The organism is bacterium (genome assembly GCA_035454885.1).
In the GTDB taxonomy this organism is placed as follows: Bacteria; UBA10199; UBA10199; order JACPAL01.
The window spans coordinates 1-2,278 of record DATIGE010000072.1 but is presented as its reverse complement, the minus strand read 5'-3'; the positions used below and the strand labels follow the sequence as shown (position 1 = coordinate 2,278).

Here is a 2,278-nt window from a genome sequence, read left to right as displayed (position 1 = left end):
CCCAGTCGGGACGGCGGCGCAGGCATTCGATGACGCCCTGGAGCCAGCCGCGCATGAGGAGGTAGTCGCGGACGTTCCGCAGATGAAGGCGATCATCGAGGAGATAGGCGGACAGATCGCCGGCGACGCCTTCCTCATAGTCCCGTTTGAGAATTTGCCCGGCGCGCCGTCCGGTCTCGAACGCCGCTTCCTTTCGATCCGCGCCCCAGCGGACCCAAAGCCGTCCCAAGGCTCCGGCGAACGGTTTTTTTTCCGCCTCGGGAAAGGTCTCGCACAGTCCCTGGAGGAAGGCCTTGAGGGAGGAGGCCGAGCCCTTCTTGAGGCGGCCCCGGAGGGCGACTTTGCCATGGCGGACGTCGTTGAGGAAGAGGGCGCCGGCATCGTGAGGCGAGGGGGAGGGGGCGGGCGGCGTCTCCCAAGGCAGGCCTTGGAGTCCCCTCAGGTACCCCTCGGTCTGGGTGACGCTGGCCTTCACGAGGCCGGGCTGGCTGGTGGCGGCGTCCAGGCAGGAGCGGATCTGATCGATCACGTTGTCGGTCGGTCCGCGTCGGTCCATACAGGGTCAATGAGCAATCCCTGTGCCACCCTCAGGCCGCCGGCGCATCCTGCCTAAGTCACTGTAATTAATGTTGTTTGTTCAACTTCGGCCGGACGCCCCTCTGAAATTTGAAGCGCAGAGTTGAAATAATTGAAATGTCAGGTCTGTCCTCTTGCAGCTCCTTCGTTTTCGAGATCCGCCAGGGCGACGGCGATCTCTTCCGGCGGGGGGGCCGGTGCAGCGGTCGCGGCCGGGATGGGGGGATTCACCCTCGTTTCTCGCCTCTCGACGGGGGCCCGGGGCGCGGGGGGCATGCCTTGATCCGCCATGTTGGCCAGCTGCGATTGGACCGCCACTTGGGCGGCAGGGTGGGCATTTTCGACGACGGTGCGGTTCGCCGCCCATCGCCGCCAGACGGCCCTCAGGCCGAGATACAGGACGACCGCCCCGAGTCCGCCCGTCGTGCCCATGAAGATGTTGGACAACAGGGCGGCATCGTCGCGCTCCTGAGCGATTTCGGCCTTCTCGGCCTCGTGCGACTGGGCGAGTTTCTCGCTCGCTTTCTTCACCGCTTCGTCCCGCCGTTGATTCGGCGTCTTGTAGGACGGATCGACGGCCGCCTTCATGCTCTCGACGTAGGCCACCAGGGGCTGCGCGCCCAGGCGCGCGGCGTCGCACTCGCCCTTCGCGTCCTCGCCGCAATAGGCCGTGATGAAGGCGTCCTTGGTGATGGTCTTGCCCTGGGCCCCCTGAAAGGCGGCGACGATGTCGGCGGTCTCCGCGTCGCTTGGGTCCTTTCCGGTCAGGAAGGCGTAGAGCTCGCCCTCGATCTCCACCACGTTCTTCGTCAGGCCCTCGCTGCCGGCGCCCTTGATGAGATCCCCAAAGCACTTGCGGGCGTCGGCATTGGCCAGGATCGACAGATCGATCGTGTCCGGAATCCGGAGAGGGATGCTCATCGGCAGGCCGGTCGCGTCGTTCAAGGCGCCCGCCGACAGTTGGTAAAACATCTGCACCATCGTGTTCGTCCCGCCGAGGGCGGGGGTCATAAAGGAACCGTTGCAAACCATAATTGCCTCCTGATCGCTTGGTTGATTCCGAGTGCTACTGGCCCGCCGGCTTGCGCGGTCCCTTGGGCCCCGGGGCGCCGCCGCCACCACCGGGCACGGAGACCGAGGGGCCGTTGAACGTCTTGCCGCCCTTCGGCGTCGCTTGAATGACGTGTTCGCCGCCGCCCGCCGCGCTGCGCGCCTGGCCCGGGCCCCACACCTTGATCTCCTCCGATTCCTTCTGGCCCTTCTTGACGACTCCGGAGGCCTTGGCGTTGCCGACGACGACGTCGACCGACGTGTCCTCCGGCGCCTCCTTCTCCATCGTGACCCAGACGGAGAGGCGGTCGCCGATGTACGGGCTGCTGCCCGTCTTGCGAACGGAGGCGACCTCGACGGTCTTGGGTTTCGGAGCGATCGTCATGGTCGTCGACAATCTCTTCGTCGTCCCGTCCTCGGCCTTGACGTCGAAGATGACCGTGTAGGTCCCGGCCGGCAGCGTGTCGGGCGTCTTGAAGCTGAAGCTCGTCGCCTGGCCGATCTGGCTCGCGTCCACCTCGTAGGCCTTGGGGTCGGGGTAATAGTTTTTCTGAAGTCCGGCCGTCTGTCCCTGGAGGACGAATCTCGGGGCGATCGTGATCGCCTTGTTGGTGACGACCCCGAAGCTCACCTCCGAGGCCGTCTTTTCGGC

3 protein-coding genes are annotated in these 2,278 nt (G+C 65.6%); all 3 read right to left on the bottom strand.

Annotated features, from left to right (window positions below):
* Window positions 1-556: hypothetical protein (locus VLJ37_12270; GenBank protein ID HSA60446.1), on the bottom strand; the 556-nt coding region annotated here is incomplete at its 3' end.
* 140 nt (window positions 557-696) lie between these two features.
* Window positions 697-1,608, bottom strand: a complete 912-nt coding sequence (locus tag VLJ37_12265) for a hypothetical protein (GenBank protein ID HSA60445.1) — start codon at window positions 1,606-1,608, stop codon at window positions 697-699.
* A 34-nt stretch (window positions 1,609-1,642) separates the two neighbouring features.
* Window positions 1,643-2,278 (bottom strand): hypothetical protein (locus VLJ37_12260; protein HSA60444.1); only part of this gene is annotated, 636 nt, incomplete at its 5' end.

Bases quoted from the DNA above. Each gene is read 5' to 3' on its own strand.
- VLJ37_12265 (HSA60445.1), bottom strand. From the start codon at position 1,608: ATGGTTTGCAACGGTTCCTTTATGACCCCCGCCCTCGGCGGGACGAAC.